The organism is Novosphingobium organovorum, from assembly GCF_022832435.1.
Classification (GTDB): Bacteria; Pseudomonadota; Alphaproteobacteria; order Sphingomonadales; family Sphingomonadaceae; genus Novosphingobium; species Novosphingobium organovorum.
Map to the genome: position 1 here is coordinate 1 of NZ_JALHLF010000175.1, position 5,039 is coordinate 5,039.

Consider the following 5,039-nt stretch of genomic DNA (forward strand, 5'->3'; position numbering starts at 1 on the left):
GGCTGGCGCGCGGCCCCGCCACCATGCGCCTCGTCACCGTTCATTCGATGCACGAGCTGCGCCGCGCGCTCGCCGGGCGCGCCGATGCCCTGCTGCTCTCCCCGGTCTTCGCCACCCGTTCGCATCCGGGCGGCGCGACGCTTGGGCCCGTGCGCTTCCACGCTCTTCTTGCCCACGCCCGGCGCCGGGGCGTTGCCGGGATTGCGCTGGGCGGGGTGACGGCGGCGCGCGCGCGATCCCACGCCTTGCCCGGCTGGGCCGCGATCGACGCCTTTTGCGGCACACCGCACCGCTCGCCCACAGTCTGATTCCCGGTCTGTTCTTGACGCGCACAGCCTCCCCGGCGCATGANTGCCCACGCCCGGCGCCGGGGCGTTGCCGGGATTGCGCTGGGCGGGGTGACGGCGGCGCGCGCGCGATCCCACGCCTTGCCCGGCTGGGCCGCGATCGACGCCTTTTGCGGCACACCGCACCGCTCGCCCACAGTCTGATTCCCGGTCTGTTCTTGACGCGCACAGCCTCCCCGGCGCATGATCGCAGCCCTCAGACGCAAGGGATTTGACGATGGCATCACGGGCGATCAGCGCCGGACAGCGCGCGGCCAAGCCGGACTGGCGGGCCGTGCTCAGGCGTTCGGTGCGCCGGGCGGGCGAACTGGGCGGCGCGCTCGTGCTGTTTGCCGCGATGGCCTTCCTCATCCTCGCGCTGGCGACCTACAGCCAGACCGACCCTTCCGCCTCGACCGCGGCGGGCGGCACGGTGGAGAACTGGATGGGCCCGCTCGGCGCCTGGGTGTCGGAGCGGTTCCTGTTCTTCTTCGGCCCCGTCGCCTGGCTCTTCGTCCCGCTGCTCTACGTTTTTGCCCGCAAGCTGTGGCTGCTGGTCGAGGAAGAGGACGCCGAGGCGGAACCGTCCGACCAGCGCTGGTGGAAGCCGGTCGCGCTGCTGGTTCTCGCGATGGTGCTGCTGACCACCGTACTCTCGCTCTGGTTCACCCAGCCCGGCGGCACGCTGCCCGCTTCGATGGGCGGCATTTCGGGGCTGCTGGGCGCCTTTGCGATCGACGCGCTGGCCGGCCTTGCCCCGGCGGCCGTCGCGGGCTGGATCAAGCTGGCCATCGCGCTCGTGTTCCTGGGCATTTCGGTCACCCTGATCGGTCGGGTCTTCGCGCTCGACTGGGGCGTGCTGCTCTCGCTCCCCGGCCGTATCGGCAAGCTCCCCCACGGCCTGCCCGCGCCGGGCCGCATCGGCCTTCGTCGCAAGGCCGCGAAGGGCGCCGACCCGCTTCGCGACGCGGACGATGCCCCGTTCGACACCGCCCCCCCGGCCCCGCGCAAGGCCAAGGCGGAGGAACGCGCCCGCCCCGTGCCCCTCTCCGACAGCCCGCGCAAGGCGCCCGCCATCGTCGACAGCCAGCGCGCCGCCAAGCCCGCACAGATCGGTTCGCAATCGGCGCAGGGCGACCTGTTCGACGAATACCAGCTGCCCTCGCTCGACCTGCTCGCCGACCCGCCGCCGGGATCGGACAAGGAAATCGACAAGCTCAGCCTCGAGCGCAACGCGCGCCTGCTCGAAACCGTGCTCGACGACTTCAACGTCAAGGGCGAGATCACCGCGGTGCGCACCGGCCCGGTCGTCACGATGTACGAACTCGAACCCGCGCCCGGCATCAAGGCCAGCCGCGTGATCGGCCTCGCCGACGATATCGCGCGCAACATGTCGGCGATTTCGGCGCGCGTCTCCTCGATCCCCGGCCGCACGGTCATGGGCATCGAACTGCCCAACGCCGAACGCCAGATGGTCTCGTTCAAGGAAATGGTCGCCTCAGAGGCCTTTGCCCACCACAAGGGCATGTTGCCGATCATCCTGGGCAAGGACATCGCGGGCGAGCCGATCGTCGCGGACCTCGCCACCATGCCGCACCTGCTCGTCGCAGGCACCACCGGTTCGGGTAAGTCGGTCGGGCTCAACGCGATCCTGCTCTCGCTGCTCTACCGCCTGACCCCGGCGCAGTGCCGCCTGATCCTGGTCGACCCCAAGGTACTCGAACTCAAGAGCTACGACGACATTCCGCACCTTCTCTCGCCCGTCGTCACCGAGCCGCCCAAGGCGGTGCGCGCGCTCAAGTGGGCGGTCGAGGAAATGGAGCGCCGCTATCGCATGATGAGCGAGGTTTCGGTGCGCAACCTCGCCGGGTTCAACGACAAGGTGCGCAAGGCCGCCGCCAAGGGCGAGCCGCTCGGCCGCCGGGTGCAGACCGGCTTCGATGCCGAGACCGGTGAGGCGCTCTACGAGGAAAACCAGCTCGACTACGAAGTCCTGCCCCAGATCGTGCTCATCGTCGACGAACTCGCCGACCTCATGGTCACCGTCGGCAAGGAAATCGAAGTGCTCATCCAGCGCCTTGCGCAAAAGAGCCGCGCGGCGGGCATCCACCTCATCATGGCCACGCAGCGCCCCTCGGTCGACGTCATCACCGGCGTCATCAAGGCCAACCTGCCGACCCGTATCTCCTTCGCGGTGACCAGCCGCATCGACAGCCGCACGATCCTGGGCGAACAGGGCGCCGAGCAGCTGCTGGGCAAGGGCGACATGCTCTACAAACCCAGCACCGACCCGGTAAAGCGCGTCCACGGCCCCTTCGTCTCGGACGAGGAAGTCGAACATGTCGCCGACTACTGGCGTACCCAGGGCAAGCCCGAATACGTGGATGCGGTAACCGAGGAGCCCGAGGAAGGCAGCTTCGGCTTCGACGATCTCGACGCCACCGCCTCCGACCAGCCCGAGGAACGCAAGTACCGCCAGGTCTGCCAGCTGGTGTTCGAAAACCAGAAGGTCTCGGTCTCCTGGCTCCAGCGCCAGATGGGCGTGGGCTACAACACCGCCGCCAAGTGGGTCGAGCGCATGGAGCAGGACGGCTACGTCGGCCCGGCCAACCATGTCGGCCGGCGCGACATCTACCGCGACGAAAACGGCAGCCCGCTCTGAACCCAGCCGCGCCCTGCCCTGGCGCGCGCACGGGCGACCCCGGCACGGTGCGCGCCGCACGACCACCCCCTTTCGGGGGACAGGGCCCATTCAGCTGGCCAAGGCGATGGTGCGATGCGAAAGACGTGGTAAAGCGCGCCGCGCTCTCTACCCTTGCGCGGACCCGGCCGGGACCGGGCGCACACTCTGAAAGGTTCCCGTGGACGATCATGGCCAGGCATTCCTGTTGCAGGAATACTTCTTCCTTTTCGGCACGGCCCTCGTCTTCGTGCTGCTGTTCCGCCGCCTGGGGCTGGGCGCGACCTTGGGCTACCTGCTCGCGGGCGCGGTGCTGGGGCCTTATGCGCTGGGCCTGATCGGCGATCCGCAGGGCAAGATCGACTTTGCGGAACTGGGCATCACGCTGCTGCTGTTCGTCGTCGGGCTCGAACTCGCGCCGCGCCGGCTGTGGCGCATGCGCCATGAAATCTTCGGGCTGGGCCTGCTGCAAGTCGCGCTGTGCGGGCTTGCGCTGTCCGCCGTCATCTATTTCTTCACCCCCTTCACACTGCAGGCCGCCCTCGCGCTGGGGCTGCCGCTCGGCCTGTCCTCGACCGCGCAGGTCCTGCCCATGCTGCAGAGCGCCGGCCGTCTCAACAGCCCGTTCGGCGAGCGTGCCTTTGCGATCCTGCTGTTCCAGGACCTCTCGATCATCCCGCTGATCACGATCATCGCGGCGATGAACCGCAATCCCGCGCTGCCCGAGGGCCCTCCAGGCTGGCAGCTGGCGGGCATGACCGTGCTGGCGATCATCGGCCTGGTCGCCGCCGGGCGCTTCGTCATCCGCCCGCTGTTCCGCCTCATCGGCAATCTGGGCGAGCGCGAGATGTTCGTCTTCGCCGCACTGTTCACGGTCATCGCCTCGGCCGCGCTGATGGAGGCGCTGGGCCTTTCAACCGCGCTCGGCGCGTTCATCGCGGGCGTGATGCTGGCCGATTCGCCCTACCGCCACGAGCTCGAGGCCGACGTCGAGCCATTCCGCTCGATCCTGCTCGGCCTGTTCTTCATGGCCGTGGGCATGATGATCAACATGGCCGAGATCGCCCAGCACCCGCTGTTCGTGGTCTCCATGGCGCTGGTGCTGATCGCGACCAAGGCGGCGATCATCTTCGCGCTCGGCCTGCTGTTCCGGATGAAGTGGCGCAGCGCGCTGGCGCTCGGCTTCCTGCTCAGCCAGGGCGGCGAATTCGGCTTCGTGCTGTTCTCGCAAGCCAGCCAGGCGATGCTCGTCGAAAGCGAGGCGGCCAGCCTGTTCGGCGCGATCGTCACGCTCTCGATGGTCACCACCCCGTTCCTGATGATGGCCACCCGCCGCTTCCGCGAGGCGCCGCACGGCCCCAAGGAAGAGCGCGAAGGACCGCGCGCCGACGGGGCGAGCGCGATCGTCGTGGGTTATGGTCGCTTCGGGCAGACCGTGGCGCAGGTCCTCAACGCCGCCGACATCGCGGTAACGCTGATCGACAACGACATCGAGATGATCGATATCGCGGGCGGTTTTGGCGCCAAGGTGTGGTTCGGTGATGGCACCCGGCTCGACCTGCTGCGCCAGGCGGGCTGCGCCGATGCCCAGATCATCGCCTTCTGCATCGATGGCGAACAGCTCGACGAAGCGTTTCTCCACGCTGTTCACGCCGCCTTTCCCAAGGCCGAAATCTACGCGCGCGTCTACGACCGGCGCTCCCTGCTGCGGCTCAAGGAATCGCCGGTGCGGTTCATGGCACGCGAAGTCATGGGTTCGGCGGTCACGCTTTCGCGCGCGATTCTCGATGGGCTGGGCCTCTCGGTCGAGGATATCGACCGGGCCGAAAGCACCTACCGCGCGCGCGACAAGGAACGTCTCTCGCTCCAGCACGAGGCGCGCGACATCCGCGCTGCGCGCGACCGCATCATCACCCAGCCGCTGCGCGCAGGCGCAGGCGCCGCGCCCGAGCCTGACGAGAGCTGACACCGGCGAGGCCCTTTCCCCTTTCCCCTTTCCCCTTTCCCCTTTCCCCTTTCCCCTTCCCCCTTCC

At 68.6% G+C, this 5,039-nt stretch carries 3 protein-coding genes; all 3 read left to right on the forward strand.

Annotation, left to right across the window (positions count from 1 at the left end; translation table 11 throughout):
* On the forward strand, positions 1–308 hold a 308-nt coding region (locus MTR62_RS19915; protein ID WP_244024220.1), incomplete at its 5' end, for a thiamine phosphate synthase.
* 256 nt (positions 309–564) lie between these two features.
* Positions 565–2,988, forward strand: coding sequence for a DNA translocase FtsK (locus MTR62_RS19920; RefSeq protein ID WP_244024222.1), 2,424 nt, complete (start codon positions 565–567; stop codon positions 2,986–2,988).
* A 199-nt stretch (positions 2,989–3,187) separates the two neighbouring features.
* Positions 3,188–4,972: a cation:proton antiporter domain-containing protein gene (locus MTR62_RS19925; RefSeq protein WP_244024223.1), complete on the forward strand. Its 1,785-nt coding sequence runs from the start codon at positions 3,188–3,190 to the stop codon at positions 4,970–4,972.
* The last annotated feature ends 67 nt before the right edge of the window (positions 4,973–5,039 follow it).